A 25,914-nucleotide genomic window follows, 5' to 3' on the forward strand; every position below is an offset into this window, starting at 1 on the left:
AGGAAAGCAAAAAAGGGACGACAAACACCATCCCCTCGCAAACAAGGAACCGATTCAATGAATGCTTATCGATTGCTCTATTGGCAGGCCGGAATTCTCGCCTGCCTCTGTCTGGCTCATGTTTCTGCCCCAGCCCAGGCCACGGAAGTCGACTTCTCCGCCCTCGATCGACTGATGGCAGAACCACCGGTGATGACGGCCGCCAGCCCCAGCTTTGCCGCTCTCGAGCGATTGATCGCTCCGGCAGCCGCCTGTCCGGCTCCGTCGTTCGCCTGCCTCGAGCAATTACTCGAGTCGCCGCCCATTCCCGCCCCACCGAAGCCTGCTCCGGCACCACCGGTGATCGTGCCGTCCCCTCCTGTCCAGCGACCGACCTTGCCGGCAGCTCCTCCGGTTCCGCCGGCCCGGCTGCCGCAACCGGCGCTGTATCCGATGCCCACCCCGGCCTGCCGGAATGGCCAATGCCTGCAGCCCGAGACACTGATGGGTCTTTCGCCCAAGCAGTTGAAGAAACTCGGCCGCAATTGAGGAAGCCAAGCCGCCGAGAAGCAGAAAAGCTGAGAAGCGAAAAAGCCAAAAAGCAGAAAGCCCCCCATCATGCCTGACAATTCCCGCATCAACACCGCCATCAACTCCCTGCTGATGCAGCTCAACACGCCACCGGCGGGGGGCTGGGAACTGTCGTTTGATGCCGACCGCCGGCATGTCGATCTCCAGAGCCTGGCGGGACTGACCACGCCGACCATCCTGTTCGATCCGGAGGACTGGCAGGAAGTCGGTCGCACATCGGATCGGGCATTGGAACAGTACACCGTCCGGGTGGTGCTCGCCGTGCGGGTCACCAAGACCACAGATCCGCTGATTGACCGGCTCGACCGCCTGGCCGAGCAGCTCCGCGACTGGCTCGCTGACCGCGAAGTGACCGGCGGCCGGGTGCTCGACATCGAGCAGCCGGCCATTGTCGATCGGGAGACACTCCGCACACCCGGTGTGTATGTCACCAGTTTTGCCCTCACGATCGAACTGCTGGCCGGTGCCCCCGCGCAGCCGATCACCCTCACCCCTGCCGCCTTGCTCACTCAAGCCCGCCTGGCGGTCTGGCAAGCTATCGAACACTGGACATGGCCGGAAGATTTCGAGTGGGAACGGCTCTTCAAATCAGACGCCGCGACGGAAGAACTCCTGTTGCGCGGGACGCCGTCGCTCGCTGAGTTGCCTGCCATCGCCGTCGAGTGGGCACAGCCCTTCACCGTCGAACAGATTTTGAACGTGCTGCAAAAATGCCCGTACTCGTTGCGCATTTCCGCTCTGGTTACCCGCCGGCTCCCTCACGCTGGCGGAATATCTCGGTGATCAGTTGATGCAGGCCATTTGCCGCTGTGCTCCGGAAGGGAGCACGGTGCCTTATGTCCGCCGGGTGACTGGCCATCTGCCGGAACCACTCGGGCCGTTTCAGATTTCCGGCGTGACCTTGCCTGGCACCCCCAGCCGTCAGGCAATCAAAGTCACGCTCACCATCGTGTTGCCTGTTTACCTCGATTACTTCCATGGAGGGAGTTCCTGATGCCTGCCGATATTCAAATTCTGACCGGTAACGAATCATTTCTGGCCCTCGTCGACGAAACCACCTGGGCGGATTACCCCGGTTCCCCGACACTGATCCACATCCCCGTGGATACCTACGACGTCGAATACGTGGCCGAATCCCGCAACGCGACTCCGTACACCGGATCCCGCCAGCGGCAGCACGGGCGGCGGTTCAGAGGCCTGCCATCGGGCAATCTCAACACCAACCTGTTTGGCTGGCGGCAGGCGGAAGGGTTGCCCAGTCTGGCCGAGTACCTGCTTACCTGGGCGTTCGCGAACCCGGAAGCCAAGTTTCGGGCCAGCAAATCCGCCAACTGGTACGAAGGGTTGAACGTCGACAATCAGCGGCACTTGGGGCTGCGCGTCAATCAGGCGACGCTAGCAGGACAAGAGGGTGGCCCGATCACCCTGGCTCTGGCCCTGATGGGCCGCGATCAGCAGGGACAATCCACGGTCGGAGCGGCTCCCACTGTGCCGTTCGATCGGAAGAAGCTGATCGAGTTTCAGTTCGGGCCAGACTGCACACTCACACTGGGCGGTGCCACCGTTCCGTTTGGTGGGTTCAACCTGGTCACTAACCACAACCTGATCACGTCTTATCTCAACAGCGATGTGCCGCTGTCGATGCCTGCGGGCGACACAGTCGAGACCGTCACATTCAATCCTCCCAAGACCACGAACACCTGGTCGCAAGCCATTCTCGATCTGAATCCGGAAGAGCAAGAGGTGGAAGCCGAACTGGTGCTGAAAGGGCTGCATATGGGCACTGGTGAGGAAGACACCGACTGGACGCAAATCACGATCACGCTCCCTCGATTGTTCCTGCGATCCGCCAAGACTGGCCGTCAGCGGGGCATTCTCCAGCAGCCGTTAGAGTTCGACATTTTGAAGCCACAATCGTCGGGAGTGAACGGCATCACGTTCGCTTACGAAGACGTGGCCTGATGACCACTGAGCTGAGACCCGAAGAATTGCACCGCGAGTTGTCGACACTGAGTCGCCAGCTGGATCGTTCGCTGTCGGCCTCGATCAACGAGATTGCCCAACTGTTGATTGAGTTCGCGAAAGAGGAATTCGAGAGCCTCGGTCATTCGGGTCGAGGCCGATCAGGTCTGCGGTGGCAACCCCTGAAGCGGCCTCGCAGAGGGCCAATCGGTGTGATCACCGGAGAGCTGAAACGTTCGGTCAAGCTCGCGGTGAAAAACAAGCGTGTCCGTAAAACCGCCTCTGTCCATTACACGGCCCTCGCGGCCCGGTTCTTTGAGCGGCACCGAAAGCTCCTGCCCGACCGCATCCCGCCCGCCTGGGCCGCACAAATCAACGCTTTACTGGAAACCCAGCTCGCCAAGTTTGAGGACGTTCTTCGGCAACGTGGGCTGATTGATTAAGGAATGGTTCTATGTCGTTTGTATTGAATCTCGATATCCCTACCGAAATCACCTTGCCGGTGACTTCACCGGAAGGGGAATTTGAACTGATCATCCGCAAGCCCACGTTCTCGGAATCGTTGCGGCAGGATTCCCTATTGTCGTCACTCGCTGATGATCCTGATGGCCATCACTTCGCCGCGCTGATTGCGTTGCGGGCTTCCTTAGTCACTGGCTGGAAGGGTGTGAAGACACCCAAACCGGCGGAGTCTCTGGGGGTGGGCGAAAGCCCGCGTGATGTGCTCATCGATCTGGAGTTCAGTGCCAAGCGATTCCAGCAGTTGCTCTTGGTCAGTGCGGAATCCTTCCGCCAGTTTTCCGTCGCCACGTCGGAACTGCTCCAGGGCCGCACGCCGGGGGAGTCCGGCGCCTCGCCCGCCAATGGCTCCACGGCCGCCTGAGTTCCCCCAGTCTCGACCGCCTGGCCGCTCTGATGAGATCGAGCGGCCTGCGGAAGAAACTGGGCATCAGCCTGCGGGAGTTTGAGGCCTTGCCGTTGGCAGTGGCTGAGGAATGGTTGGCTGTCTGGGAATTGATTGAGGAGGCAGCGGCCAAGCAGCCTGGCCATCAGGAGGATTAGATTTATGGCGATGGTGTTGACGTACACGCTCAATAACCAGGTGAGCGGCCCGCTCGGAGAGATCGAGCAAAGTGCCACGAGGGCGGAAGCGTCCCAACAACGTCTGGAAAAGGCCAGCGGTGGGCTGTCACAGGCCATGCTGGAGCAGGCAGCGACGTTTGCCAAAACTGGCACCGCCATTGCCAGTACGTATTATTCCGCCGAGATCTATGCCGCAGCCGCCACGGCTCAACGCAAGGTCGCCGAGCAACTGACCGCCGCGAACGCCCGCCAGCTCACCACCTGGACGGGGTTACGATCGCAGCTCGATGAAAACACCGTGCGATTGACACGTCTGGGGATGCAGACCGAAAAAGCCGTCGAAAGCACGGGCCGTCTCATTGCCCGCACGGCCCAGTTGACCGAAGCCCGGGCCAAACTCAGTGCTTCCGTGCGGTCGAGTGCCATCAACACAGTGCGCGGAGCGAGAGCCGCCAGTAAGGCGATTGGCAACAGCAACACCGCCCGGTTTGCGCGGGGCGCTGTCCGTGTGGGCGCCAAAGGCGCGGGAGCCGTTGGCAGAGTGGCGGGGCGTGCCGGCCTGGGTACCGGTGCACTTCGCACAGGTGCCGGCGTGGCTCTCAAGGTGGTCGACAAAGCATTGCCAGCGGCGTTGCTGCTCAGCACGGCCATCAAAGGCTTGAGCGCGGTGATGGCTCGCACCGGCAAAACCTTTGAACAGTCCAGCAAGGCGACCGATGAGCAACGCCGCAAGTTTGAAGACCTTAAGCGGGAATCAACGGAACTGGGGGTGAGCCTGGAAACGCTGGCCAAGCGGAAAGGGATCGACCTGGCCGACGATCTGGCCGTGAAGGTCGAAAGCAATCTCGACCGCATCAACAAGGGCTATCGGGAGGTGGGCAAGACGGCCACCACCGAATTCGGACGGATTGGCAGTGCGGCCAGTGCCCTCGTGTCCGGATTGAATCCTCTCCCTTCGATGTATGACCGGATCAACAAGGAAGCCACCAAGTGGGCACGCTATCAGGTCGAGGGGCTGAATGAGACGTCACGCCTCACGAAGGAAGGCGTGTGGGGCTTTCAGTCACTCTTCGTCTCCATCACGGGAGGAAGTGGGGAAGCCTACATCGCCGAACAACGGCGGCTCGACCAGATGGGCCGCATGACCGAGCGTATGGGAAAACTGAAGGAGTTGACCAGAGAAACCTACGCGGAAATTCGCAAGGTCAATGAAGAGGCGGAGAAGGACAAAAAGGACGCCAAAGAAACGAAGCGCATCGGAGAACTAAAGACGGTTTCTGACGTGGTGGGAGAGCGCGACAAACTCAATCAGAAAATGGTCGAACAGACGGAATTGCAGGCCCGCCTTGACCTGGACGCACAGGATTCCAGCCTGTCACCCGAGCAAAAAGACAAGAACCGGCGGGCACAGGAAAAGCTCAACGAAGAACGCATTGATACGGCCACTTACGAAAAGCGAATCGGTCAACTTCAGTCTCGTGAAGACACGCTGACGGGAAAGGATGAAGCGACCGAAAAGGCCAAAGTCAACGAGAAGATTGACCGGGCACGCATCGCGAACGAGGGACTGTTAAAGGAAGCTCTGATCGCACGCCGGGGGATGCTCGAACAGGAATTGGAGTTGGTCGAGTCCCGAGGGCGTCATGAGATCGAGATTGCCAAGGCCCGCGGGGCTTCTGAGCGAGAGTTACACGAACTCGAAATGAGTGCGGCGCAGAGCGTCCACGCGGAAAAACAACGGCTCCTGCAAGCGGAGTGGCAGGAAAAGTCCGCTCTCGCCAATCAGGAAGAAGAACGCCTGAAGGCCCAGTTGAAGCGGGAAGGTCTGACACGCGAAGAAACAGACAGCCTGAACGAACAACTGCGGGCTATTGAAACCGACCGATTGAAAGCCACGGTGGAGCTGCGGCAGTCACTGGCCCGGGATGAGGCTGATTTCCGGATTGAGCAGGAACGACGGGTGGCGAGCGAAGCCACGCGGATTGCTGCGGATCAGGCCGCCGCACAGGAAACGCTGCGGAAACACGAGATCGAATTGGCAACCACTTCGAGAAAGAACGAATTTGAGGCTGATATCAAGCTGTTGGAAACCATAGGGGAACGCCGCGCCGAACAGGCAAAACCCGAATGGCAGCATCAAGACCATGAGCAGTTGGCGACCATCCGCAAGGAGCTGGCTGAACAGGAAAAAGAGCGATTCCGCGAAGAGGATCAAGCGGCTGAAAACCTGTTTACCCGCAAGAAAGAGTTCATCCAGAGAGAGTCCGATTTACGGATGGAGCTGGTGAAAGACGCCACTGAAGCGGCTGAGGAATCAGCCAAACGTCAGATGGAAATGACCGAAGCGGTCGCCGCGTTTGCGGTCAGCGAAACCGCCCGAAAACTGGCCCGCGAAAAAGAGCTGGAAGAGTGGGCGGTCAAGGCCAACGCGAAGAACAAAGAGGCTGCTGAAAAACGGCTGAAGGATGTGGCGAAATTTGATCCTGCGCAGGCATTGGCCAGACAAGATCCGAACGCAGTCCGCAAGCAGCTCCGCAATCGGGCCGGACTCATCGCCGGGGAGCGTTTCGACAAGGCCAACGCCGGCAAAATGAAGGGGGCTGACGGCATGGCCAAGAAGCGGCTGGCGGCTCAACGCAAGCGGGCCGTGGCGGCTGCTCAGCGGGAAGCCGTCGTGAAGGATCAACAGGGGAAGACTGACCCTGTTCAAAAAGTTGCCGCGCAACGTGACCTGATCCAAGGCCAGATTGACGCCATGCGCAAGAGCAAGCAGCTATCGGAAGACGAAATCAACGTGATTGAAGAGGGCATCCGGGCACAGACGGAAATGCTGCAAGCCAACGAAGCCTTTTCGGCACGTCTGGCGAAGCTGGAAGACGCTCAGAAAACCATCGTTCAGGGAGCCGCCGCTCAGCGACAAGCGGCCCAGCGGAGGAGCACGCGATGACTGTGAGGATGCAGACACAGGCCGAACCGTTTGGCGAATTCACCGAACTCGACCTGCAAGATTTGGCGTTATCCAATCTGAAGTTGCAGATCAGTTATGAGCATGCGGCCCGGCTCACGTTTTCCGTGGTGGCACCCCAGCACACGCAGCCAATCGAGTATTGGTTTATCCGTCTCTGGCTCGATGGAGAGACCATCAGGGGAGCAGCTCAATCGTCCAGCAACCCCCTATTTGAAGGGTTCGTGGAGAGCATTCAGCCTGTCGAGAGCAATCGTATCGACTACGAATGCTTTGATTCCACCTATCGCGTGACCAAAGAAGTCGTGGTGTTTAACGCGCCGTGGGAACCGGGAAATCCCTTTGAGGAGCAATGGCCCTACCCGACTGTCGGCGCGTTGCCGAGGCTGGTCTACAACTGCAAAAACGATGCGGATGATGATTACGCGCATTCAGTCGGCAGTGATGGGACGGTTGGTCAGATTCTGGCCGGCGTCCTGGAATACAGTTATCACCCGTTGGTCTGGCGCAACGCAGCCCCTGGGGATGGCACCGTCGAAGCGGCAGAGATGCCGTTTGTCGATGCCGATCTGGCCCCGTTTGACTTCAAGCCGCAACAGAAGCTGGTGTTCCAATCCGAGGGGATCCGATCAGCGTTAGAGCGAGTCAGGCAGTTTGATCCCCGCATGCGCATGTTGTTCGAGCCGGGTAGTCGCAAGTGGCGGTTCCTCAAGATTGACGCCTCGCCCGAGGTGACGTTGCGGCTTAACGATCCCGCCGTCACGTTCCCCGTACTGTCGATGCAACTCCAGTCGTCCATTGAAGAGTGTCATTCGGCTGTGAGGGTCTACGGCCCCGAGACGAACACGCTGGAAGTGTTTCACTGGACTCTGCCCGCCGAAGACGACATTGACCCGCCAGTGAATTCACTCATGCCGTTGGGTGACCCCGTGTTATTACAGACGTGGGGGGATTCGTCCGGGTATCACACCGAACAGGCTTGGCATCGCTGGCAGATCATCCCAGCGGTGAAACGTCGCGGAGCAGCTCTCCTGCCCGAGTATATCACGATCCCCGTTGGCCCCTATCAATTCAACAACGTGAAGCGGCCTGTGATTCAGGTGTCGTATAATCGCGGCGGTTCCTGGGTGACGGTCGAAAGTGTGTGGTTCGATTTCTTGAACGGCATTGCGACGTTCCAGGGGACGTTGCCCTATTACCAGCATCCGACCGCCAGGCCCGGCACGACTCAGACGGTCTACGCGCCATCCGCCGTCCGCATCATCTGGGCACCGTACGCACCTTGCCTCGAAGTTCGCGTGCCGGAATCGGGCTGGGAGGGGACGGCCTTCACTTCAGCGGGATTGACGCGAGAGCTTCAGGAGTACAGCGAGTTTTTATCGACCGGCAAAGAGTGGGGAACCCCCGTCACCACTGCCGCCCGCCTGGAGCAGTTCCGTAAGTACGCCCGCTCTGTGCTGGATGAGCAGAAAGACATTGTCTGGGTGGGTGGTGCAACTCTGGACGGTCTGGATTTCTCATTCGCTGGACTGAATCGTCGCGTCTCTATGACCAGTGGCAACGGGGCTGGTGGCACGATGGCTACCGGCTGGGAGCAGATCAAAGCCGTCGTCACAGACGTTGAATACGACCTCTCCCAAGGTCTGACCTCGATCACCTTTTCAGGCGACTGGGCCGAATTGCTGGGGCAAGATCCTGCCGAGTTGCGGGAACGTCTCAAAATCCGGGCATTGGAGCAGGTGACACTCTACGCCGGTCAGACGCTCACATTCGATTTGTTCAAGACCTACAAGGGTTACAAGGTGCGTGAAGTGGTGGGCGTGACACATCACAGCCGGATTGCGTACCTCGACCCAGAAACTGGGATGGAGCAGTAAAATGACGACGCCATTCCGGACATCCATGCAGGAGCTAAATGCCCTCAGACAAGATGTGGAGATTGCAAAAGTCGATATCGAACGGCTCTGGCGGAATCTCCGGCGTCAAAGCGAAGGCGTGCCAGTTGGCGGGCCATGGCCACCGGTCAGCTTTACCGGCCCGTGGGAGCCGGAGGAGCCTGAAGAAAATCCTTGCGGTTGCCCCGAGTGTTTTGAGGTGGTTTTCAGCGGAGCCACGGGAGGTGCGGCGCCGCTCAATGGAACGCATCGACTGACATCCAACGGCACGTCCAATCCGTGCACCTGGTCGAACGAAGATCACACAATTAGTGTGAGCGTGGACGACGAAGGGGCGTCAATTGTGGTGGGTGTCGGCGGTGCGACCTACACTTACGACGGTGATTGCGAGTCGCTGAGTGGGTCTGTCGAATTGCCGAAGGACGCGGAGACCGGATTGCCGACGCATCCCACCTCTGCTGTCCTCAGTGCTGTCAGCTGTGACGATGACACCGGCACTGGCTCTGATTCTGGTACGGGATCTGATACCGGAAGTGGATCGGATTCGGGGACTGGCTCAGATTCTGGCACCGGTTCCGAGACCGGATCTGGCACAGGCTGCGAGACTGAGGAGCGATGGTCTTGGTCGGCCACTTATGGTTATTGGGCGGGCACCGGACTGTGCCCCGATGGCTGCCGCTCCTGCCCGCCCACACGCGAGGGCGTGGAAGACGGCGAAGTGGTCTATGTGCCCTGCACGCAACCATACCTTGAAGAATGCCCGCCGCTGGAGACGGGCAGCGGCAGTGAATCGGAAACCGGCAGCGGCTCGGATTCGGGGACTGGCTCAGACTCTGGCACTGGCAGCGAGACCGGCAGTGGCACAGGCCCGTCCTGCGTGACGTCGCAATCGTGGGAATGGAATGGTTATTCAGAGCCGGGATTCTGGGAAAAAGTGGGGTCATCTCCCTGTAGTTCGTACGAAGCCGGTTGCGACGCCTGCCCACCGACAATTCCCGGAGAATACACCGGCCAATACGCGGAAACGCCCTGCCAGCCCATGCCGCTCGATTGCGAAGGCAGCGGCTCGGAGTCGGGCACTGGCAGTGATTCCGGAACCGAATCGGAAACGGGATCAGGCACCGGCACCGGCCCTTGCGATTGCACGCCCGGCACGCCTGCCGAAATCGTACTCACCATCAGCGGTACACCCCATTCCCTGGTCTGGGATGGCTGGCATTGGATTGATGACACCGGCTGGATCACCCTCGAGTGTGAGGGCACGTCGTTCAGGTGTTACGACGAACTCAACGAAGAGACGCGATATATCGAGACGCTCCCCGGCAGCAACGGAGACTGGAGCATTGACGGCGAATGCGCTGGCAGCGGCTCAGAGACGGGTTCCGGCTCAGATTCCGGCACTGGCAGTGAGTCTGAAACCGGATCGGGGAGTGAGAGCGAAACCGGATCGGGGACAGGGGGCGGGTCGCCCTGTTTTTATGAAATTCTCAGCTTCACGGTCTACGGCCCACTGTACCCCGAAGGGGCGAACTTCACGTGGGGGGATGGCCTCCACGGACATCAATACTACTGCGAAGTGGAACCGGCCACCTATATCAGCTGTGGAGTCGGCGACAGCTTGATTCTTAAATACGTCGGTGACGTGTTCATCGACATCATGATCGACGAAGGCGGCGGCTATTACGCCGGTTATGAATACTACACTTGGATATAAAGATGGCTCCCAAACTGACGATCGGCATTCCCACATGCTGCGACTATAAACGCCTCTGGCACACGCTGGCGGGGCTGCATAAAGACCGCCTCGCGCTGGGCGTTGTCGAGGACGTGGAGCTGCTCTGCGTCGACAATTCGTTGACCATCCCGGACAAGGCCCGTGGCCAGAAACATGCAGCCAAAGCGAAAGAGCGGCTCGGCGAGTTGCCCCACGCCCGTTACGTAGAGTTCAGTGAATCAGCAGGCACCGCTCCCACGAAGAATGAAGTCCTGCGTCAGGCCAGCGGCGATTGGGTGCTGTGCCTCGATTCCCACTGTGAGCTACCACCCCGAGTTCTGGAACGCATCCTGTCATGGATCGACGCGAACCCGCTCGACGATGACATTCACCACGCGATGGAACTCCATCTAAAGATGGTCAACCCGGACGGCACGCCCGCCGTGGTTTGCAGCCATCGCACCGAGCGCTGGGGAGCTGACGGCAATTTCGGAGTCTGCACGGCGGCACCTCACACGCTCGCTGCGGACGCGAAACCCTACAAGGTAGCCACCGCTGGTTGCGGGTTCTTTCTGGTGCTTCGCGCGAGCTGGTTAGGCTTCCACGCGGATTGTCGCGGTTGGGGCGGTGAAGAACACTACATTCAAGAAAAGTACCGCCAAGCGGGCCGTCATGCGTGGGTGCACCCGGAGTTCCAGTACGTCCATCAATACGGCGACGTGGACGGCTCACCCTACGTGGGAAAAGACTTCACCACGAAAGCCAAAAACGCATTGATCGGCTACAAAGAACTGGGCTATCCCGAACTGTCCGGCATCAAAGCCGCCCACGTCCAGCCCCGGAGAATGAGCGAACAGCAATGGGCAGACCTGATCAAAGAACTGGGCATCGTAGAGCGAGGCCGGGGAAAAGATCCACTACCACCAAAACCGCTGACAACTCAGCGCCTCACCCCCCCGCCATCGAACCTGCTCAATAAGCACCTGCAACCGGGCGAACAGGAGTTGCTGGAGTCGCTGCCCTGCCCCTTTCGTGGCCGCCAGTCCGGGCAGATCTTGTGCAACATCGGCTGCCCGAGCATGAAGAGCCAGGCCGTCACCACGTTCGACTGTCGGAAGCACGGTCTGGTGATCTTAGGAAAACGCCGGAACGATCTGACCAACTGCCTCACCTGCCAGACGCAGGAAGCTGTGGAAACCAATCAGACCAACCGCCCGAAAGCACCAGCCCCGCCCCCAACGATGCCCTCCCGGAAGGTGAGTTCCGCCTGATTCCACGCGGAATCACTTTTGGGGATGAAAAAAACAAAAACCGGCCACCATCTCTGGCAGCCGACTTAAAGTTAATTAGATAAATGTTTCTAGTGACAGGCGTCACCCCGCCACGGATGCAGCATAAAGAAAAGAAACGACCAAAGAGATTCAATTAAATCCATAGTCCCCTAGACTCGGGGCTTTGAAGATAATCTACCAGCCCTCTTATTGCCTTCATAGACTGAGAATACTTCACCACCTTCTCTCGCAATGTGAACCTCTCCACAATCTGCGCGTAGGTTAGCTTGTTCTTCTCACCCTCGAGTGCATCAGGGATGAAAACAGTATCCCAGTAAAATTTACGATCACCCTTTGGTTTCCGTGACAAAACACCCTGAGTGTCGCCTACAAATGTCCTAATAGACTTTCCGTCGCAGTAGCCAACGACCGCACGGGCAATGGCACGTTGGCCAGCAAAGCCAGTCTCCTTCAAGAAATCGTCTTGAAAAGCGTCCCACATGGCTTTAGTAATTCCACCCGGGTAGGATCTGTCCAAATACTTATCAAGGATCAATCCCGCATACTCGACAATACAAGGTGTTCGAACCATCTCATACGCGTCAATTGTTCTACGCTCAACTAGCTTTTTAATGTCCAGTTCCAAAATCTGTGAGACGTCTTTATTTTCATAAGAGAAATCAACAATATCACCAAATTTCACGCCACTCGAAGTCTGGCAACACTTAAGCATCAACGACGACTCATCTCGCTTAAATCTGCTCATGGTGACATAGACAATCTTCTTACGACGCATGATCCCCACCTCGTAACTCACGCAAGAACTTGGTGACTTCTCTTGTTGCATGACGCTCGTCAAAGCCAATGACATTCAGCTTACGGCTCTGAAACAAAGTACGTTCAAAATCAGATGGGTTCGGGTATAGAATGTAACCCCTGCTTCCTTTCAACACGCCGCTCTCACCAGTGAGTGAATCTGTAAAGAGTCGGAATAAGTAGGACACATTCGGGTCACGAAAACTATACCCTATGAAGAGAACTACTCTTCCAAGAAGATCTGCTCGAAGGCGGTAGTCCAGTGGTCGACTTAGCCTAAGACGGTGTTCGTAATCAGACTCCGTTAGAACAATTTCCCCAGGATGATTGATGTCGCCGTGGAATTTAACAACAACAGTGTTGTTGTTTGATCGGCCCATTTGGCTTTCAACAGCTACAACACTACACTCCCTCCCATTGAGTTTAAACGAATCCTCAATGAAGGTATCGAAATTAGTCGTGTAAAACGTCTTGCACTCCATCATTTCAGAAAGTTCACGATGGATGCTGGAAGCTTTCAATTTGTCGTTAGGAGGAATCATCGAGCTACTAAACCAGTTGGTAAGTTGAGCGATCTGATCGGCGTTCATCTCCTTAAAATACTCAAGGATTTGCAGGTCGGTTCCTCTCGCTCTCGCGAGCCTTGCATCTGAGAAACCTAGGACAGAAGTCGCTCTCTCGACAAGCTCCGACCACGACGGCCCACTCCGATTATTTCCTTCGCGATCCTTCCATTGTAGTGACATCGAGACGCCCGCGCCAATGAACGGAATGACCCGCCCGGCAGCGTAATGCAACTTCAACTCTTCTGGACAACTAATCATTCGGGTCTCCTGGCAAGCAGGCGGGTCATTGAATGATGGTGGAGCATCTCATTGTTTGGATGTCGCTCCCACAAGATAGAGTCAGTACAGTATACGACCTGCCAGTCCGCATACATTCGGGTGATTGTGCTATGATGAAATAGAAGAGGCGAAAAGTTTGGGTGAGCAGATAGATCTTGCGATCTATCATTGAAACAGACAACAATATTCCACCCCCTTCTGTTAGTTGCCGCCTTCATTCGTGTCATAAGTTGTGATGCAGCCGAAACTGAGTCGAGACAATGCAGAAGCCCATACGCAATTATTGCATCATACTTCTGGTCAAGCAGGCCCGTCTCGACCGCATTACCCAAGTAGAATTTTGGGGGATTGTTGCCTGAGGATCTCCTCTTCGCACTGTCAATTGCAAGTGCCGAGCAATCTAACCCGTAAACATCTGCACCCAACTTGGATAGGAAGTACGAGTTTTTCCCTTCCCCACAACCCAGATCGAGAACCTTCATACCATGCCAGCTGACAACTTGATCATTAAGTAGAGTGACAATAGATCCCGGCTGCGTCCCCCAGAAGCACGGACACTGCCTATACCCATCATCATAACCACCGTCAAAGGATTCCATCATGTGAGCCACCGACTAAACAGTTGTAGCAAAAGTTTTTTGTAGACTCCGAGACCATGGGTATTGTAAACCACGGCATCGCAGATCTCCAATAGGTCTGGAACCTCGCTTTCGGTGTGGTCAGTCCTAAGGGATAAAAACTTCGCAAAGCTTGCATTATTATCATCTCTAGACTTATACATTCTATATGCTTCGTGGGGAGGCGTATGAATGAAAAGCAGATATGTTTTCTGAGGAGCTAGAACTTGTCGAATAGAATCAATCACGGACTTGTATCTTACCCCGTCAATGACAACTCGATCTGAATTGGAGTGGGCTACTCGACGACAGATCTCAGTTACAAACAGAGACTGATTTTCTTTATGACTCAAGTATCTCTTCGCTTCTCTTTGAAAGACTTCCCTTGGTGTCTGTGGTACCGGTGCAATGTACATCATATCTGCAAGTACACGACCGGTATTAATCACATCATATCCGAATTTGTCAATCAATACACTTATTGCTTGAGATTTGCCACCTGCTAGTTGCCCTGTCACGATCAATGCATGACAGTTTTTGTCATGCATTGGATTCAAGATTCTGTAAGCAGGCAGGTGTGACGTGAGGTGTGGATAGAATTTCGTTAGACACAATTGAGACCAGTACTCAAACTCCCATAGTGAATCGCCCGTCGTTGTTTTTGTGACCCAGTGTAGCTGTGTTATGGATTTTTCTCCGCGTGTTGGAGAATCCCATTGAGAGGACTGTGAGACCTCATACTCATAGAGGAATGCAACATGGCGTCTTCCGTCATCACTCGAGTCGTCATTTAGCACCCCCAGAGGCGTGAGACACGACGGGTCTTCCAGCTTTCTCAGGTCATCGTCGGGAAGCTTCAATTCCTCGGACAGCTCTCTGCATGCCGACTCTAAAAGAGGTATTCGATTTGCCGAGAACAGTGATTTGTCTTTACTTGAAACATGCCCACCGAACCCAATACAAAGCCGGCCACGTAAAAGCTCCTCAACCCTATTATAGGATCCACGTCTGAAGCATAGTACTGCATCGCCACGCCGTACGAGAATGTATGTAAGGAGCTGTTTTAGACCATTGTCGCTTTCTGCCTGAAGTCGAGGAACTGGTTTGCACACTCCTGGGCGGCCTATGATTCTAAGCAACTTGTTCGCTGAGCGACTTATCCCGTTATGCCTTTCTTTTATTGGCCACCATCCTTCGTCGAAAGCAAATACGTGCTCCGTTGCTCGAGGTGGAGCTAGTTGCCTTGCTTTGTATTCTTTTCCTTGTGATTCGAGCATGCTCCTCAAGTAGAATTTACCGGGTGCCGTTCTAACAAATGGGGAAGAGTCACCTAAGGTGCGTATACTTACGCTGATCTTAGATTTCATCGTCTGGTGCGGTGTCTTTCCGTTTAGACTATCTGAGAAGAGTTTGTCTTTCCGGGCTTTTGCGACAATCTGGCGTGCAGTTAGTGGTGTTTGTGCTGCCTTGAGCACCTGTAGGGCAACTTCTATGAATTCACTTGTCATGCTACTGCCACATTGCGCTTGAGTGAGTGATAGCATAGCGTAGTATTGATTGTTGATGCGAGAAGATCTTTCATTCTCTTCTGATGTATGCCGAAGTTACGAGTTACTAGAATGGCTTCTTGTCGTTCGGATCGATCATTTGCTGAGGCCGCAACACAGGCACGCCTTCCAACGACAAAACACATAAAGTGTGAAGAAGAATAGAGATTTGTAATATCTGGATCGTATTTATTGGTGATGACCACTCCGACATCTTTGTCGGCGAGTTTGCGAGCTTTCAGTGCAAGCTGAATCTGGTCATTCCAAGTAAATGGAAGAGAGTTGTATCTTTTAAATGTGTTTGTTGCTTGTGTTACATAGGGAGGATCCGCAAAGAGAAAGTCCCCGGCTGCAAGCGGAGTTAGCGCCTCTGTGTAATGCATTGTTCGCAACGTCGTTTTCTGTAGTCGTTCTGAACAGAGACGAATTTCATCTTGCTTGCACAATTCAGTGCCTGGCTTGCAGCCAAATGGCGTATTGAAGACTCCGGAGGAATTGACACGGTAGATTCCGTTGAATGCTGTTTTGTTCAGATAAATGAATCTTACGGCACGCTCTAGTTTCGATGATGGCTGTTCGCGTTTGATCTGTTCGAAGTGTCTTTTGGAGATTGTCATCGCAGAGAGTCGTTCAATGAGCGCCTCTGGTTGGTCGCGGACGACCTGAAACGTTGCAACGAGTTCTGGATTAACGTCACTTAACCTTGCGGTCTTCAAAGGGCTGGCAAAGAAGCACGCGCCACTGCCGAGAAATGGCTCGACATGAGCTCCTGTCATTTTTTGAGCAAGAAGCGATGATGTGTTGGCGAACCATCTTTTTCCACCTGCCCATTTAAGGAATGGCGTTGGAAAGTGTGCGTAAGGCATTGAGTGGCTTTGTTAATGGATGTGATACGTCAAGTCGTTGTGTCTACTGAAGCAATGATTGTCCTACGAGAAGAAGGACGTGTCTTGTCTTGTTGAAGCGTTGTGATTCGAACGGCTTTGGTCACCTTCGCATCGTTTGATATGTTTTTTCTTTGTGTTCTTATTGTTTAGGCAGGAGTGTACGTCTCGTGATTGTAAAAGAGAGATTGTCTATTGTTGTGGATTTAGTTTTGTATTGGAATTCCGTAAATGCAGTCGGTACAAGCTGTCGCGGTTGCGCTGACTTTCTCGGTTATTCCAGTAGGAGGGTATTTGATCTTTTTCTTCGCCTGGATCACATCTCCATGTGACGGTCGAACGGCGGAGCGTGGGGGCTTGAAGGTTTTTCTTCCTATCGTTGCGAGTTGATTTATCGTCAGCTGACAGTTGCGTCTCAGATAGATCTTGACTTCATTCTCGGATGCGATGAGATCCCGTATTTTGATTCTTTCGTATATTCTTTGTTCGCCGGCCTTCTGGAAGGCGTCCGTGGTATCCGGCCTGGGCGATTTGGAAGACTTCCTCGAGCTCCGGAGTCCGTTCGGGGTAGCTTCCAACTGCGTCCACGATCAGCCACCAGTCATCACTGCTGAACTTCTCAGTGTGTCCCCGCACCAGGCGGTGAACCAGGCGCACACCCCGGATGGCTTCGCTGAATGTTCCCATGCTGCCGTAATCCCAATACCAGCTCATGATCATGCCCAGCTGCCCGTGCAGGTCGGCCGTGCCCATCATTGCCCACTGGTTTTCATCCCCTTCTGAATCCAACGCGGGAGTTTCCGGCCCAGTCGGTTCTGCGGGATCATGGGGCTGATGGAGTCTGAGGGGAACCTAGCTGATCATGAAGAGTTCCATAGAAGTGGTCTGTCAGAAACTTCACAGGGAACATAGCTCAGGAATTTTCACAGGCAGCTTGTTCATCACTGCCGACTCATGAACAATTGTGATTTTCACGTGTTGACAGGGCTGAAAGGGAACCTAGGTTTCGTCCATGGGGCCGACGAATCGTTAATCCCGGCTGCTTTGGCTTCGTATGACTTGGCAATTGTGCAGGCCCCTTGGTTGCCCAAAACGATTACGGGCCGTCCACGAAGGTGCGGATGACGCACCCTCTCGGCACTCACATAAAAGCAGTCGCAATCCAAATGGCCAACACTGTTTGCGCGGTGCGTAAACATGCACCATTGTATACAACAGTGAAACCACCCGTGTCAATAAGTACACCGTTAAGGAACGCTTTCGGGAGCGCACCTGCGGTTGACTCATGCCGCGCAAGCGCCACCATCGGGGTATTGATTTCGCTCGAAATCATCCCCTGAAAACAAGTCGGCCGGGAAGCTGCTCTAACAACTTCCCGGCCTGCAAATCGACCTGGTTTGAACAGGCCGACCTGCATTCGCAAGGAAGCGAAAAATGCAGCGGCATGCCTGTTCAACGAACTTAGGTCAGCTTGCAGACTTTGATGTCCTGGCTCGCCCTCCCCCGGAACAAATTCCGACCCTTGGTGTGTCCGAATCAATCGTTCCGTTTGTGAGGTTTGAACGAGTTTCATGAAGCCCTATTTCCAGAATGACAACGTAACTCTGTACCACGGCGACTTATTCGAGGTACTGCCGCAGCTCGATCACTTGGCAGTCGATGCCCTGATCACCGATCCCCCTTATTGCTCCGGTGCCGCTGGCAGTGCAGCCAAAGCCGATCCGCGCGTGAAGTACTGCCAAGGGAGCAACGATTGCGGTCGACCTTCATTTCAAGGTGACACCAAGGACAGTCATGCTTATGGCTGGTGGCTCATGATGTGGCTGAAGCTGTGTCGGCGACACTTGAAACAGATTGCCATGTGCTGGCCTTCACCGACTGGCGGCAGCTCCCCACGCTGACCGATGCCATGCAGGGAGCCGATTACATTCATCGCGGCATTCTCGCCTGGGACAAGGGGACGGCGGCAAGAGCCCCACATCGTGGCTACATCAGGCACCAGTGTGAATTCGTGGTGTGGGGAACCCATGGGAAGTGCGTGAACCGGAGCGACGCCGGGCCGTTCGACGGTTGCCTGCGTCACTCCGTCCGCCAGACAGACAAGCATCATATGACCGGCAAGCCGACGGCACTGATGGCCGACCTGGTGCGATTATGCCCTGAGGGCGGAACGATTCTGGATCCGTTCGCCGGGAGTGCCACCACTCTGTTGGCAGCCAGCCAGACCGGACGAAAAGCCATCGGCATCGAGATCTCGGAGGCCTGCTGCGAAATCGCCGCCAAGCGTCTTCAGGCAGTTTGACATACCAATTGTGGCCAAACGCACTCCTGCCAAGTGTTCTTTTTTTTGGAATCGACATTTGGTCTGAGTGTGAAATAACTCAACAAAGCCGCAGAATCCGGTGAATGTACATGACAAGTTCACCACCGGACTGTCGATCCGGAGGTTACGGGTTCGAACCCCGCCGGCCTCGCTATGCGAGACTCCTTCCATAGGAGTGAATGTTTTTTTTCAGCAAACAGAACAGTCGAGGAATTTCCGGTTGAAGAAACAATCGGAAACTCTACTGTAACGAAAATGCTAAGCTGCCAGACACCTCTGTTTGATTCTCACTAATTGCACTAACAAAGCTCTCAGAGTGATTACTCCGAGAGCTTTGTTTTTTATTGAGACTCATTTTCACGGATGACATTTGGGATCCCTGCGGATCTCCACCATCTCGTGATTTTCAACCTGAATTCAGGATATTTGCCGCAACCCAGGACTGGTGGACGGTGGGGATCACTTCACACCGCGAAGCTCACGTTGAACCTTGCTTCACATTCGGTTTCGTTACTGTGAACTCTTGAGCGAGCACGTTTTCTGCTGGTCATTTCGTCGAACCACTTTACATGATGGTGGGCCTGTCTCGGCAAATGACACGGCTTTTGAGGCTTATTTCCTGAATGACCTTGCCCACCTTGTTACGACACAAGCAAATTCAGCACACTGCACTGTAGAAGTTTGCGAGTGATCTTTTCGCTGCTTTAGGCTTGGTGTGACTGCTCAAAAACCAGCTTCGTCGCGTCATGAATCTTCTGCGTGCGCACGGCTCGCTGGCTAACAGGTTGCTGAAAAAACAGCCAAAGCCCGTTCATTGACGTCTGGACTTACCCATGGGATGTGGGCGTGGGAGGTTAGGCTGCTCGTCGTGATGATGTTTCGTCGGCTTGTCTGACTCCGTCTCGTCGAAGTACTTTTGCTGCTGTCAGCAATATAATCTTGATGTCAAGCACTAGCGATTGTTTTTGCAGATATTCTGCATCGAACTTCACTTTTTCCGGAATGGACAGTTCATCTCGCCCATTGACTTGAGCCCATCCCGTTAAGCCTGGAGGCAGTTGATGTACGCCGACAGATGTTCGGGCTGCGATCAAATCATCCTGATTATATAGAGCTGGACGAGGGCCAACAAAGCTCATGTCCCCTCGCAGAATCGACCATAATTGCGGCAATTCATCGAGGCTCGTTTTGCGAAGAAATCGCCCCACCGGCGTGATCCACGAACGGGAGTCTGTGAGCAAATGGGTCGCGACCACGGGCGTATCGATTCGCATGGAGCGAAACTTCGGCATCTGGAAGATCTGATTGTTCCGCCCAACCCGGTTTGACCAGTAGAGTGCCGGGCCGCGTGATGTCAGACGCACCAGGCAGGCAATGGCCACCATTAACGGCAACAGAACCATCCCCGTCACCAACGCGAGCACTAAATCAGACGCACGTTTCACCTGAAGACCTCATTCCATACAGGAATACTTGCCGCAACAGATTCAGGCGGCCCGAGAGGTGGGTCTCTCAGATTTCAGCGTTTCGATCAAGTTCAATTCGCCAGCCGCATCCCGCCATCCATCAGCCAGCGAAACAGCGGGTGACATCCTCAGTTCCTGCCACAACGCCGACCCATCCACTGCCACATCCTCGCACATTTTGTCGACCAGCCAGCGCCCCACGGGGGGCTTTCGACCGACGATGCCGCAGGCCAATTCCACAGCTCCCAAGCCGCCGCGTGCCAGCCCAGCGGGAATGTGTACGATTCGAGCCCGGTTGCCGCCCGCTTGCTTCATGGACTCGAGAATTTCGTTGAGCGTGGGAATATGCGGGTCGCACAGATTCCCTATCCTTGAGGACAACTTCGCTCCCCGCCCGAACAGAATCGCGGCCCGTGCAACGTCGGTGGCATGAACCAGGGTGCGGCAGTTGTCGCCATTCCCCAGGCACGGCAACAGCCCCCGGCGAGAGAGGTTTAAAAGAGTTCGATAGTTCCCCTTCAACCCGCGGCCGTAAACCGCTGCCAGCCGCCAGACGGTCGTATTCGGAAACTCGAGCGCCACACCTTCAGCGGCCAGTTTGCTTTCGGAGTACCAGTCCGATGGTTGAGGAACGGTCGATTCGTTCACAACGCCATTTTTTAGAGCGCTGCCGTAAACATTAACGGTACTGGCCAGCACCACCCGGCTCACTCCATTTGCGGCCGCCGCCTCGCAGACGTGCCGCGTGCCGTTTACGTTGACTTTCCAATATTGCTGCTTCAGGTCGGCTGCGGGATTGTTGATATGCAGCAACGCCGCCAGGTGGATCACCGTCTCGACACCATTCATCGCCTTGAAAATCCCGTCACGATCATCGAGATCAGCCACGACCGACTCATCAGCGACCTCCGGCCCCACTGCGGATCGGCCCACTGCGCGGACGAGAAATCCAGCCGCCCTCAACCCCCGACAAACTTCCCGCCCCACGGCACCACTGGCCCCGGTGACGAGAATGATCGATTTACTTACATTAAGCGCATGGTCGAGCATCTTAAAACGACTCAGCATTTTACGCTGCCTTATCGGCACAATATGAGGATTCATTTAGAGACGGAGACAAAAGCCCTTTGTTCATCAACAGATTATTACAGAGATCAAAAAGACAAGCCCATATGCGTTCCGGATCAAAATCTCGCCGAACCCTTTGCCGTGCCAAATCCCCATGTTTCATTCGTACTAACTCATCACTAAGATATCTTTGTATGGCATTCTTTAGCCCTTCGACATCGCCAACGGGAACTAGTGCCCCTGTCGTGCCGTCAATAATAGCGTCAACAGTACCTGTTGCGGCATAACCAACGGTAGGTAATCCAGCGCATGCTGCTTCGAGAGGTACATTGGGAAAACCTTCACGATAGGAAGGCAACACCAACATCTTGATCAGCGGATAATAGATTGCGGTGTCCTGTACGAAACCTGTGATGACCACCCGATCATCATTCTCAATCATATCACGCATTGCCGAACTAACGGGATCCCCGTCTTCAAATCGTCCGACCAACAATAACCGGCACTGGTGGCCAGTATCGTTCAGTTTACAAAATGCGGAATAAAGATCCTCAACCCCCTTGTCTTTAGTCAATCGGCCAACAAACCCGATCCATGGCAACTCAGGATTAGCAGCCACTAGTCCTTTCACTCGATTTACTTCACTGACATTAGGGCGATTAAATCGGTCGAACTCAACACCACTTGATGTGCCGTCGCCAAGAACAACTAGCTTTGAAGAGGCTGCCAGTCGATACTCTACAATTGCGTCACGAAGACTAATGCTTACACACCAACATATCGTTGATGTGACAATAGCAACACGTTCACATCCCCAAGTGATACATCTTTTAAGCCCTCTGCATGTTTCCATGCGCAGGCCAAACTGGCCATAAATCCTCACTGGAATCCCACACAAGAAGCCAGCTAAGCTTCCCAAAAAACCCGCCTTGGGAGTTGCACTAAGTATCACCCTGGGTCTAATCCGACGCAAATGTGAGCACAACTTCATCAGAGACTGAACATCGCGACTGAGAGAAATCTCTCTATCAAACTCCACTGCGACGTAGATCCCACCTTCTGATGTAACAAGTTCTCTTGCTTCTTTATCCTCTCCACAAATCACCGCCACTCGCCAGCCACGACGTACTAGTGATTGGATGCACCCACGAAAAAACGTCCTGACACTCTGAGGAGCTGTCACGATGATCGCGAAGTCGTATAGGGAATCATGATCATGTTTCATATTGAATTTCTTGCTTATCGATGCAATACGATGGCTGATATTGTTTAAGCTACTCGCGAGTATCGGTTGGCATCTTTCACCTCAGCCTGAGATGTGCCAAAAGATTGCCAGAGGCATAGATGCTTTTTTGCAACAACATTCATGTCGAACAATTCGGCAATTCGTGATCTAGCTTTGTGCCCTATGGACACGAGTTCTTCAGAGGATAATGCCAGTAACTGATCCATTTCATAAACTAGCGATTCGACGTCCCCTTTAGGTACGATTCTCCCCGAGTCGCCCACCACATAGGCTGCTCCACCGTTATCGCTGACTATGCACGCCACACCACTGGCCATAGATTCCGCTACGGAGTTTGGGAATCCTTCATTCATATTCGACATCAACACGCCAATATCGAGACTAGCGTGCAATCGCTTCATGTCGTGTCTGAGACCTAGTAAATGAAATCTACCCATACATTCGGAGTGATTGGCCAAATCACAGATCACGCTTAATGCCGAAGTTGTCCCTTCTCCGCATAGTAAGAAATGTACGTCAGAATGTCTTCTACACACCTGGATTGCCGCACTTAAGAAAGAGTGGTGATCTTTTGCTGGATCCCATCGTGCGAACATTCCCACAAGCCTTGTTGAAGCTGAAATCCCCAGTTCTAATCGAACAGAATCCCGATGTTCGGCATTGGGCTTAAATACTTGCGTATCGTATCCATTTGGAATTACAAGCATTCTGTCACTACAGTATCCAATCTGACGATGCGCGGCTTCAACCGCAGGTGAATTGCAGATAATTCGTGAAGGAATGTATCGAGATAATTTCGCACATGCGGAGCGAACCATACCCGATGTCCGTCCCACAAGATCTGTCGTTGCACTGGTTCTGAGATTCCAAATTACAGGGGTTTTCCCTAATGCTCCCATCCATAGGAGAGTAGAAAGTAAATCCGCCTGATACATCCAAGTGACAATCAAATCTGGGCGGATCTTTCGAAATTGTGCGATTGCATGACTAATGCCACGCAGTGACGCCGAACCGCGAGTCATTTCAAGTGAGATGACTTCGTGTGAATTGCGTACATACTCCTCGTCCAACGATCCTGCCGGAAGGAGAGTCATGACATAATTCTCGACTCCTTTTGCAGAGGAATAAGCAAGTAGTCCTGCAAGGGCGCGCTCCGTTCCTCCGACATGACTACTGTTGATAATGTGCAAAACCTTCATTGCTCACAATCCTTACTCGTCCTCGTATCTTCGGGAGAAGTAACCCCCATCAACGCCATATACTGTTGAACGATATTCGGCGCATCGAACAATAACCTGGTTTTCTCCACGCTTTCAGTTGAAAGTGGTTTGAACCATTCATCGCTCCAGTCGTCAAGACTGGATATAAATCGATCATGCAGGTTAACCTTAGTCAAAAACTCTTTAACGCCGCCGGGTATTTGAAGGGTAACTAAAGGACAACCACACGCGATTGATTCGACCAATACGTTTGGCATGTTTTCAAATTCGGATGAGAGTACAAACAAGTCGGCATGAGCCATCCATCGCCAAGGGTTACTATCGAAACCAACGAATTGCACCTGCTTCTCAACATTCAAACGGCTTGCTAATTCCGTTAATGGGCCACGTTCTACGCCATCTCCAACGATGGCTAAAGAACTTCCTGGATATTTGGAAAGCAGTTTTGGAAAAGAAGAAATTACTCGATCAAAAGCTTTCACTTTTGCCAGACGACCGACAAGGACAACCCTCTTAGCAAACGGAAACTCAACCGAACGGTCGCCGAAAGGATCAATGGAGCACGCAGTTTTTTCACGAATCGTTTCAAAAGACACCGGATTATAGATTGTCGAGATTCTTGAAGACCGTATGTGTCCATACTTGATGACCCCATTCTGAGCACCAATAGACTCACACACAATATTGTCTAATTGAGGATATCCAAAACGAACCAGATATTTAAGAGCAAACTGTTTACTAGCGGAAAACTTCTTGCAACGACTTTGAGCAGAAAACACACCATCCAACAAGCTAGTTTCTCTAGCTACCACGCGCACACCACTTGGGAAAAGAAACCTCACCGCCCCCACTAGCGCATTCAGATGGGTTCCGACGGTTAAGATAACATCCGGTCTCCAGCGCCAAACCTCCCGTAGCAACTTTGGAATTGCAACGAGGCTTCGGAAAGACTCAAAATCAACAAGACGCACCTTAGGAGAAATATCTTCTTTCAACCTACCTGATGCGTCACCAGCAGCTAGAGTTGTGTTGACACCGAGAGATGACAATTCATTGGCAAGATTGCACATAACCCTTTCCGCGCCACCAACATCCAAAGTCGCGACACAACATAGAACACGCACTGGAGTTAACTCTCATATTTCTAAACACAAAATTTTGTCAAACAAAAAAATGACAATATGGCTTAAAGCTTCCAATGCCATAGCAATCTAATTCATTCTGCTCACGCAGCACGGGACACAACAGGGGGGACAGTTCTAGTATGAAGCGCTGCAATTGAACCGGTTGGTGCATATTTGTGCCAACCAAGGATTGCACCTATTCCAACAAACTCCAGCAATGTCATGAGACTAGTAAACTGGACTCGATGACGAGGCCCTCGTAATTCCTCGAAAATCCCATAAAATCCAATAAACATAATCACCAACACCACAATCACCCGACATCTCGGTTGATGCTTACGGCATAGCACCCAACCACCATAGACTGCGGGAATAAACATCACCCACTGCTGAATCGCGGCAGGAAGCATAAATTGATATTCTGGGACAATCCCCCAGGGACGTGGAGTCATAATAAAGGTCAGTGATCCGCTTACAATTTCCGAAGGATTTAGAAAATGCCCTCCTCTCATCATTAGCGAATAAACATAGGGAGATCCTAACATCGATATAGCAATCACGCCAAATCTATATCGTAACTTTAACTGAAATAGAGTATAAATCACAAAAGATGCGCCAACTACCACAGGCGTATAACTGCGGAGAGGAATTAATAACAACATCCCTGCGAATGCAAAACCGAACGATGCCCAGCTAACCCGCTTAAGACACTCAAGCAACCCATAAACCAATACAAGAATACAGAGTTCGACGAGCGACTCCTTTAAATTAAATATAGCAATCCAAGTGAAATAATTGGCATGACACTCTCTGTATATTCTTGCTGAAGTCGCAATCTTGCGAGGAACTCCAGCATTTTCCATGATTCGAGAATAAAACTCGCCAGCAACAAAGCTAAATCCAATATTCACTAGCACCGGAGCGCAATAGCTATACCCGAACGTTTCAATGCACAAAACGTTAAACGCGTTATAAACAACATGACTCCCGCCAGCGAGCGACTCTAAATACTGCCAGGCATCCGACGACCACAGGAGTTCATGAAAAGAATAACCAGTGTTCAGGTATCGCTCTGCTGACTCCAAGTACTCAATGTCGTCAGAAAGTGTCCATTGCCTACCCCACCAACCGGAAAAATAGGTGTACGGTACCATTACTCTCGCGGTCGCAATCATGAATGCATGTTTAAGCTGAAGACGAAGGGCTAGAATTAAAAAGCCAATCGCCCAGACCATAAGTGACAGGCATTCTAGCATGCTACGCAGTCCATATATTGCCATTCATTAATGTTTACACAT

The 25,914-nt window shown here is 53.5% G+C and carries 27 protein-coding genes; 13 read left to right on the top strand and 14 right to left on the bottom strand.

Features of this window, described 5'->3' with window-relative positions; translation table 11 throughout:
* Positions 1–57: 57 nt before the first annotated feature.
* From SH287x_RS12010 to SH287x_RS12060, 11 genes are all read left to right on the top strand, one after another.
* Positions 58–528, top strand: coding sequence for a hypothetical protein (locus SH287x_RS12010; RefSeq protein WP_479514553.1), 471 nt, complete (start codon positions 58–60; stop codon positions 526–528).
* A gap of 69 nt (positions 529–597) precedes the next feature.
* On the top strand, positions 598–1,353 hold the full coding sequence (locus tag SH287x_RS12015; RefSeq protein WP_479514554.1) for a hypothetical protein: 756 nt from the start codon (positions 598–600) through the stop codon (positions 1,351–1,353).
* Between the two features lie 7 nt (positions 1,354–1,360).
* Positions 1,361–1,564 carry a hypothetical protein gene (locus SH287x_RS12020; RefSeq protein WP_479514555.1) on the top strand — a complete coding sequence of 68 codons (204 nt, stop codon included), beginning with the start codon at positions 1,361–1,363 and terminating at the stop codon, positions 1,562–1,564.
* Entirely contained in the window at positions 1,564–2,532 is a 969-nt protein-coding gene (locus tag SH287x_RS12025) for a phage tail tube protein (RefSeq protein ID WP_479514556.1), read from the top strand. The genes SH287x_RS12020 and SH287x_RS12025 overlap by 1 nt, the downstream gene beginning before the upstream one ends.
* Positions 2,532–2,975 (top strand): hypothetical protein, encoded by a 444-nt coding sequence (locus tag SH287x_RS12030; protein ID WP_479514557.1) that lies wholly within the window; start codon positions 2,532–2,534, stop codon positions 2,973–2,975. Before SH287x_RS12025 ends, SH287x_RS12030 begins: the two co-directional genes overlap by 1 nt.
* A gap of 11 nt (positions 2,976–2,986) precedes the next feature.
* On the top strand, positions 2,987–3,415 hold the full coding sequence (locus SH287x_RS12035; RefSeq protein ID WP_479514558.1) for a hypothetical protein: 429 nt from the start codon (positions 2,987–2,989) through the stop codon (positions 3,413–3,415).
* Positions 3,416–3,447: 32 nt separating this feature from the next.
* Complete coding sequence (locus SH287x_RS12040; RefSeq protein ID WP_479514559.1) at positions 3,448–3,594, top strand: hypothetical protein; 147 nt, start codon at positions 3,448–3,450, stop codon at positions 3,592–3,594.
* 4 nt (positions 3,595–3,598) lie between these two features.
* The gene (locus SH287x_RS12045; protein ID WP_479514560.1) at positions 3,599–6,562 is read left to right on the top strand and encodes a hypothetical protein; all 2,964 of its coding nucleotides are present in this window, start codon (positions 3,599–3,601) and stop codon (positions 6,560–6,562) included.
* Entirely contained in the window at positions 6,559–8,457 is a 1,899-nt protein-coding gene (locus SH287x_RS12050) for a hypothetical protein (protein ID WP_479514561.1), read from the top strand. The genes SH287x_RS12045 and SH287x_RS12050 overlap by 4 nt, the downstream gene beginning before the upstream one ends.
* A gap of 1 nt (position 8,458) precedes the next feature.
* Positions 8,459–10,189 (top strand): hypothetical protein, encoded by a 1,731-nt coding sequence (locus SH287x_RS12055; RefSeq protein ID WP_479514562.1) that lies wholly within the window; start codon positions 8,459–8,461, stop codon positions 10,187–10,189.
* A 2-nt stretch (positions 10,190–10,191) separates the two neighbouring features.
* A complete protein-coding gene (locus SH287x_RS12060; RefSeq protein WP_479514563.1) occupies positions 10,192–11,460 on the top strand; it encodes a glycosyltransferase family 2 protein in 1,269 nt (422 codons plus the stop codon).
* A gap of 154 nt (positions 11,461–11,614) precedes the next feature.
* Here the strand turns inward: SH287x_RS12060 and SH287x_RS12065 are convergent, their stop codons facing one another.
* From SH287x_RS12065 to SH287x_RS12100, 8 genes are all read right to left on the bottom strand, one after another.
* The gene (locus SH287x_RS12065; RefSeq protein ID WP_479514564.1) at positions 11,615–12,256 is read right to left on the bottom strand and encodes a non-canonical purine NTP pyrophosphatase; all 642 of its coding nucleotides are present in this window, start codon (positions 12,254–12,256) and stop codon (positions 11,615–11,617) included.
* Entirely contained in the window at positions 12,246–13,100 is an 855-nt protein-coding gene (locus SH287x_RS12070) for an SIR2 family protein (RefSeq protein ID WP_479514565.1), read from the bottom strand. The genes SH287x_RS12065 and SH287x_RS12070 overlap by 11 nt, the downstream gene beginning before the upstream one ends.
* Entirely contained in the window at positions 13,097–13,723 is a 627-nt protein-coding gene (locus tag SH287x_RS12075) for a methyltransferase domain-containing protein (RefSeq protein WP_479514566.1), read from the bottom strand. Before SH287x_RS12075 ends, SH287x_RS12070 begins: the two co-directional genes overlap by 4 nt.
* Positions 13,720–15,246, bottom strand: coding sequence for an HTH domain-containing protein (locus SH287x_RS12080; protein WP_479514567.1), 1,527 nt, complete (start codon positions 15,244–15,246; stop codon positions 13,720–13,722). The genes SH287x_RS12075 and SH287x_RS12080 overlap by 4 nt, the downstream gene beginning before the upstream one ends.
* Positions 15,243–16,151 carry a DNA adenine methylase gene (locus tag SH287x_RS12085; RefSeq protein WP_479514568.1) on the bottom strand — a complete coding sequence of 303 codons (909 nt, stop codon included), beginning with the start codon at positions 16,149–16,151 and terminating at the stop codon, positions 15,243–15,245. The genes SH287x_RS12080 and SH287x_RS12085 overlap by 4 nt, the downstream gene beginning before the upstream one ends.
* 450 nt (positions 16,152–16,601) lie before the next feature.
* Positions 16,602–16,958, bottom strand: a complete 357-nt coding sequence (locus SH287x_RS12090) for a hypothetical protein (RefSeq protein WP_479514569.1) — start codon at positions 16,956–16,958, stop codon at positions 16,602–16,604.
* Positions 16,959–17,140: 182 nt separating this feature from the next.
* On the bottom strand, positions 17,141–17,368 hold the full coding sequence (locus SH287x_RS12095; RefSeq protein ID WP_479514570.1) for a Y-family DNA polymerase: 228 nt from the start codon (positions 17,366–17,368) through the stop codon (positions 17,141–17,143).
* Positions 17,311–17,742, bottom strand: a complete 432-nt coding sequence (locus SH287x_RS12100) for a hypothetical protein (RefSeq protein ID WP_479518761.1) — start codon at positions 17,740–17,742, stop codon at positions 17,311–17,313. Before SH287x_RS12100 ends, SH287x_RS12095 begins: the two co-directional genes overlap by 58 nt.
* On the opposite strand from SH287x_RS12100, the gene SH287x_RS12105 reads away from it, so the two are divergent.
* A complete protein-coding gene (locus tag SH287x_RS12105; protein WP_479514571.1) occupies positions 17,741–18,070 on the top strand; it encodes a hypothetical protein in 330 nt (109 codons plus the stop codon). The genes SH287x_RS12100 and SH287x_RS12105 overlap by 2 nt on opposite strands.
* Complete coding sequence (locus SH287x_RS12110; RefSeq protein ID WP_479514572.1) at positions 18,001–18,471, top strand: DNA-methyltransferase; 471 nt, start codon at positions 18,001–18,003, stop codon at positions 18,469–18,471. Before SH287x_RS12105 ends, SH287x_RS12110 begins: the two co-directional genes overlap by 70 nt.
* Positions 18,472–19,346: 875 nt before the next feature.
* On the opposite strand, the gene SH287x_RS12115 is transcribed toward SH287x_RS12110, so the two are convergent.
* The 6 genes from SH287x_RS12115 to SH287x_RS12140 form a co-directional block, all read right to left on the bottom strand.
* Positions 19,347–19,937: a sugar transferase gene (locus tag SH287x_RS12115; RefSeq protein ID WP_479514573.1), complete on the bottom strand. Its 591-nt coding sequence runs from the start codon at positions 19,935–19,937 to the stop codon at positions 19,347–19,349.
* A 42-nt stretch (positions 19,938–19,979) separates the two neighbouring features.
* The gene (locus SH287x_RS12120; protein ID WP_479514574.1) at positions 19,980–21,026 is read right to left on the bottom strand and encodes an NAD-dependent epimerase/dehydratase family protein; all 1,047 of its coding nucleotides are present in this window, start codon (positions 21,024–21,026) and stop codon (positions 19,980–19,982) included.
* 1 nt (position 21,027) lies between these two features.
* The gene (locus SH287x_RS12125; RefSeq protein ID WP_479514575.1) at positions 21,028–22,251 is read right to left on the bottom strand and encodes a glycosyltransferase family 4 protein; all 1,224 of its coding nucleotides are present in this window, start codon (positions 22,249–22,251) and stop codon (positions 21,028–21,030) included.
* A gap of 44 nt (positions 22,252–22,295) precedes the next feature.
* Positions 22,296–23,471, bottom strand: a complete 1,176-nt coding sequence (locus tag SH287x_RS12130) for a glycosyltransferase (RefSeq protein WP_479514576.1) — start codon at positions 23,469–23,471, stop codon at positions 22,296–22,298.
* A complete protein-coding gene (locus tag SH287x_RS12135; protein ID WP_479514577.1) occupies positions 23,468–24,616 on the bottom strand; it encodes a glycosyltransferase in 1,149 nt (382 codons plus the stop codon). Before SH287x_RS12135 ends, SH287x_RS12130 begins: the two co-directional genes overlap by 4 nt.
* Before the next feature lie 101 nt (positions 24,617–24,717).
* Entirely contained in the window at positions 24,718–25,851 is a 1,134-nt protein-coding gene (locus SH287x_RS12140; protein ID WP_479514578.1) for a hypothetical protein, read from the bottom strand.
* Positions 25,852–25,914: the final 63 nt, after the last annotated feature.

Source organism: Planctopirus sp. SH287, from assembly GCF_056500625.1.

Excerpts from the sequence above, each read along its gene's own strand:
- SH287x_RS12010 (WP_479514553.1), top strand. The coding sequence starts at position 58 with ATGAATGCTTATCGATTGCTCTATTGGCAGGCCGGAATTCTCGCCTGC.
- SH287x_RS12015 (WP_479514554.1), top strand. The coding sequence starts at position 598 with ATGCCTGACAATTCCCGCATCAACACCGCCATCAACTCCCTGCTGATG.
- SH287x_RS12020 (WP_479514555.1), top strand. The coding sequence starts at position 1,361 with ATGCAGGCCATTTGCCGCTGTGCTCCGGAAGGGAGCACGGTGCCTTAT.
- SH287x_RS12025 (WP_479514556.1), top strand. The coding sequence starts at position 1,564 with ATGCCTGCCGATATTCAAATTCTGACCGGTAACGAATCATTTCTGGCC.
- SH287x_RS12030 (WP_479514557.1), top strand. The coding sequence starts at position 2,532 with ATGACCACTGAGCTGAGACCCGAAGAATTGCACCGCGAGTTGTCGACA.
- SH287x_RS12035 (WP_479514558.1), top strand. The coding sequence starts at position 2,987 with ATGTCGTTTGTATTGAATCTCGATATCCCTACCGAAATCACCTTGCCG.
- SH287x_RS12040 (WP_479514559.1), top strand. The coding sequence starts at position 3,448 with ATGAGATCGAGCGGCCTGCGGAAGAAACTGGGCATCAGCCTGCGGGAG.
- SH287x_RS12045 (WP_479514560.1), top strand. The coding sequence starts at position 3,599 with ATGGCGATGGTGTTGACGTACACGCTCAATAACCAGGTGAGCGGCCCG.
- SH287x_RS12050 (WP_479514561.1), top strand. The coding sequence starts at position 6,559 with ATGACTGTGAGGATGCAGACACAGGCCGAACCGTTTGGCGAATTCACC.
- SH287x_RS12055 (WP_479514562.1), top strand. The coding sequence starts at position 8,459 with ATGACGACGCCATTCCGGACATCCATGCAGGAGCTAAATGCCCTCAGA.
- SH287x_RS12060 (WP_479514563.1), top strand. The coding sequence starts at position 10,192 with ATGGCTCCCAAACTGACGATCGGCATTCCCACATGCTGCGACTATAAA.
- SH287x_RS12065 (WP_479514564.1), bottom strand. The coding sequence starts at position 12,256 with ATGCGTCGTAAGAAGATTGTCTATGTCACCATGAGCAGATTTAAGCGA.
- SH287x_RS12070 (WP_479514565.1), bottom strand. The coding sequence starts at position 13,100 with ATGATTAGTTGTCCAGAAGAGTTGAAGTTGCATTACGCTGCCGGGCGG.
- SH287x_RS12075 (WP_479514566.1), bottom strand. The coding sequence starts at position 13,723 with ATGATGGAATCCTTTGACGGTGGTTATGATGATGGGTATAGGCAGTGT.
- SH287x_RS12080 (WP_479514567.1), bottom strand. The coding sequence starts at position 15,246 with ATGACAAGTGAATTCATAGAAGTTGCCCTACAGGTGCTCAAGGCAGCA.
- SH287x_RS12085 (WP_479514568.1), bottom strand. The coding sequence starts at position 16,151 with ATGCCTTACGCACACTTTCCAACGCCATTCCTTAAATGGGCAGGTGGA.
- SH287x_RS12095 (WP_479514570.1), bottom strand. The coding sequence starts at position 17,368 with ATGTTTACGCACCGCGCAAACAGTGTTGGCCATTTGGATTGCGACTGC.
- SH287x_RS12105 (WP_479514571.1), top strand. The coding sequence starts at position 17,741 with ATGAAGCCCTATTTCCAGAATGACAACGTAACTCTGTACCACGGCGAC.
- SH287x_RS12100 (WP_479518761.1), bottom strand. The coding sequence starts at position 17,742 with ATGAAACTCGTTCAAACCTCACAAACGGAACGATTGATTCGGACACAC.
- SH287x_RS12120 (WP_479514574.1), bottom strand. The coding sequence starts at position 21,026 with ATGCTGAGTCGTTTTAAGATGCTCGACCATGCGCTTAATGTAAGTAAA.
- SH287x_RS12125 (WP_479514575.1), bottom strand. The coding sequence starts at position 22,251 with ATGAAACATGATCATGATTCCCTATACGACTTCGCGATCATCGTGACA.
- SH287x_RS12130 (WP_479514576.1), bottom strand. The coding sequence starts at position 23,471 with ATGAAGGTTTTGCACATTATCAACAGTAGTCATGTCGGAGGAACGGAG.
- SH287x_RS12140 (WP_479514578.1), bottom strand. The coding sequence starts at position 25,851 with ATGGTCTGGGCGATTGGCTTTTTAATTCTAGCCCTTCGTCTTCAGCTT.